The organism is Buttiauxella sp. S19-1, assembly GCF_022134725.1.
GTDB lineage: Bacteria > Pseudomonadota > Gammaproteobacteria > Enterobacterales > Enterobacteriaceae > Buttiauxella > Buttiauxella ferragutiae.
The window spans coordinates 1-3,301 of sequence record NZ_JAHWLU010000209.1; the positions used below are offsets into that span (position 1 = coordinate 1).

The following is a 3,301-nucleotide window of genomic DNA, read 5'->3' on the forward strand; positions in this document are numbered from 1 at the left end:
GTTTTAGTTCCATGCACTTTTTGAGATACCGGCCAAATGATGGTGTAGTCGCCATTCCTCCGGCATCATATTATGACGTGATTCATGCGGTCGTTAACAGTTATATTCCGAAAACCAACTTTCAGTGACTTCCCGAACTTCATTCAGTGTTCTGAATAGATATAAAATCAAGTATTTCTGTTCGGTAAGTTCGGTTAAACCTTTCGGTAAAAGTATTCGCTTTCGATCGACAACGCGTCACGATTAAAGTCATCCACGACGTTGAATGTTCTAAAACGGCGACCACAATAAGGGCATCACGCATAAAATCAATTGACTATTCTGGTTTAACGCTTCCGGTATAGTCAGAGGTAATGATTATGAACAGTAGACGCTGCTGCCTTTCGACGAAAATTCAGCTTCGGCATACAGTAATCGTTTGTGACTCCAGTGTTGTGGATCACAAAATCAGGACACCGGAATAACCTGTTTCCACGTTTCATCATGCAAGCAAGGCGATAAACCACCATTGTTCGTATGAGGCCGGTACACATTGTAATAACCATTTATCCATTGGTTTACATCGCGTACTGCATGGCTAAAATCACCATAACCACCTTTGGGAAGCCATTCACTTTTAAAGCTGCGAAAGACTCTTTCCATCGGGGAATTATCCAGGCAATTCCCTCTGCGACTCATACTTTGCATTACTCCATAACGCCAGAGTAACTTTCTGTATTTATTGCTTTTATATTGAACCCCTTGATCTGAATGAAACAACAGACGGCCATCACGCGGTCGTGTTTCCAGGGCATTACGCAAAGCCCTGCACACCAAATCAGCATCGGCTGTTAATGAGAGGGCTGAACCGATAATCCGGCGTGAATATAAATCAACGACAAGCGCGAGATAGCACCATTTGTTCTGCAGGCGAATAAAGCTGATGTCGCCGCACCAGACACGGTTTGGTGCACCGGGGTTAAACTGCCGATTCAATAAATTTGGCATTGCCGGATTATTCTCTTCGTTTACCCGATAGCGATGTTTAACGGGTTGACAACTTATCAGTCCACATTCCTGCATCAGCCGTCGAGCCAGCCACCGGCCTGCCTCAACGCCACTCTGGCGCAGCATCTGGCTGATTGCCCGACTACCTGCAGCGCCACGACTGAGCGCATGAAATGCTCTCACCCGACTTCGTAATTCAATTCTCTGCACGTAATAAACGCTACGGTGAACACCGAATAAATGACAAAGAACCCGTACTGGCCATTTTGCTTTCAGCCGTGTGATTAGCGCGATAGCTTTCCGGGGATTTCGCTCATCAGCACGGCAGCCTGCTTTAGTATTTCTTTTTCCTTTTCAAGATGCTTTATCTGGGCTTTAAGCTGCTGAATTTCCCGTTGTTCAGGTGTAATAGCATTGCCAACGGGCTCAATACCCTGAAGTTCCTGCTTATACAACCGTATCCATTTGCGCAGATGATCAGGGTGGAGTTCGAGCGCCTGCGCGACTTCCCGTACATCTCGCTGGTATTTAATAACCTGCCCGATAGCTTCGAGTTTGAACTCCGGGGAAAATGTGCGCTTAGTCCGACGAGTTTCGATCATGCATCACCTCATGTTCACTGTTTTAACATTAACAGGGTTTAGAGGTATCCTGAATGGCTGATCCATAACACAATAATGACTCCGGATATATGGTCGCAAACCGCATCAAACCAGTACTTGCACCACCTAGGACGTCCATACAGGGCCAACTAAAATGCGCTTTACGCATAGCGAGTTCCTTCATCGGCAGGATGAGTATCCCGGAGGATCTCTAAATGTGAATGGCACGATTAATCGGGTACTTACACACAGGGCGGTAAAATACGGCCCTGCAATAATTTTTACTTGGGAATATCAATGACTACAAAGGATTATAAAGTTTCATAACATTGCCAAATTGAGTCACAATGCATATGAATCAACCACAACTATACGATATTGATTATAATATTTTATTAGCAGATGCTCCAGAAACCCCCTGGCTACTTTATGATAAGAGTTAACTAACACATTAAAATAAAAATAACCATTATTAGGATCAAATACTACCAACTGACTACTATGAAGCATTACCCCTAATGAGTGGGCACTATCAGATGACTTTATAGTCACATGCTGGGTCTGATTTTCCTGTATATTACATGCAATAAAGTCAGCCATTAATTTAGGAGTAGCGCTTGTCAGGGAAGTTATCGTTTTAAGGAAATTAACCTTATTTATTTTCAATATTTCCCTAAAGGACCGAGGCATTTCAGTAATTTTTCCTGTAATATATAGTTGCTGCTGAATGTTCATGACCCCTCGGACAATTGAATATCCTCTAGCAGAGTTTATGAACTCAATGAATTTAATATAATTACAGCCATTCATAAGAAAGGCTGCAACCAACCCAAAACATACCCCCCTTCCAACCCATATAAAATCACTCTACCTGATGAATCATGTTCATTGCCAATCCATGCTCCTCTCCGTTTAGAAGGATCACTATGATCCCATTTATTTTTATTTATATACTCACGTTGGTTAAATTTTAAAACCTGACCATTCATACTAGTGATAAATCTAATTGTATCCATATTACCTGCTTATAATCGACCAGCACATGAATATTTACATACTCACACATTGGAAATGCTGCATATTATATAGGAGAAATGGTTGTACAGTAAAAAACCATCTCCCCCATAAACCTATGCATAGAAATTAAAACCACTTATCGTCCGGTTTGAAAAGATCAATTGGAAGAATATATTTAACCGACGGTGGAATATTCATGAAAGCAAGCTCTCTTTTGGGGAGAAAATGGCCACTAGAATTACTCCACCGGATTAATTTACCAAACCTAAATGTAAGTTCGCCAGCAAAATAGACACCGCGCTCTACTGACTCAATCTTTCCTTTTATATTTCTTTCCATCATCCCTGTCAAAGAGGTATGCCCGTGAACATTCTCATAATCGGCCTTTCCACATATAACAATATTTGGCGCATCTTCCATAATGACAAACACCCACCCTTTTCCATCAGGTTCTGGACCTCCTGTTCTTGTTACCATATTAATCGTTCTATACTGCCCATTACCAAGCCGGGTCAGCTCATAGACATACTCCGGATTAGCTGGATCTTGATCAACACACTTTGGATAAAGTACTTGCATTACCCTACGCTTTAACAGCATTTTATTCAAGCATGATGCCGGCTTACTAAAGTATGATACAGGCATAAAAACCTCACTTTTATGATACCATTTAATATAATTTATTATAGATCAAC

The 3,301-nt window shown here is 41.6% G+C and carries 4 protein-coding genes and 1 pseudogene; all 5 read right to left on the reverse strand.

Annotation, left to right across the window (positions count from 1 at the left end; all coding sequences use genetic code 11):
- Positions 1-3: 3 nt before the first annotated feature.
- A pseudogene (locus MES37_RS23845) lies at positions 4-316 on the reverse strand (integrase core domain-containing protein); the annotation flags it as partial.
- Between the two features lie 131 nt (positions 317-447).
- Positions 448-1,589 (reverse strand): IS3 family transposase gene (locus tag MES37_RS23850; protein WP_237932778.1). Its coding sequence is split into 2 segments (ribosomal slippage): positions 448-1,325 and positions 1,325-1,589, totalling 1,143 coding nucleotides; the frame shifts between segments, so codons are not numbered across the junction.
- Between the two features lie 342 nt (positions 1,590-1,931).
- Entirely contained in the window at positions 1,932-2,324 is a 393-nt protein-coding gene (locus tag MES37_RS23855; protein ID WP_237932779.1) for a hypothetical protein, read from the reverse strand.
- 71 nt (positions 2,325-2,395) lie between these two features.
- Positions 2,396-2,605, reverse strand: coding sequence for a hypothetical protein (locus MES37_RS23860; protein WP_237932780.1), 210 nt, complete (start codon positions 2,603-2,605; stop codon positions 2,396-2,398).
- Positions 2,606-2,732: 127 nt separating this feature from the next.
- Positions 2,733-3,215: a hypothetical protein gene (locus tag MES37_RS23865; RefSeq protein WP_237932781.1), complete on the reverse strand. Its 483-nt coding sequence runs from the start codon at positions 3,213-3,215 to the stop codon at positions 2,733-2,735.
- Between the last annotated feature and the right edge of the window lie 86 nt (positions 3,216-3,301).

What these genes read in the sequence shown, in the direction of transcription:
- MES37_RS23855 (WP_237932779.1), bottom strand. Translation starts at nt 2,324, where the DNA reads ATGAACATTCAGCAGCAACTATATATTACAGGAAAAATTACTGAAATG.
- MES37_RS23860 (WP_237932780.1), bottom strand. Translation starts at nt 2,605, where the DNA reads ATGGATACAATTAGATTTATCACTAGTATGAATGGTCAGGTTTTAAAA.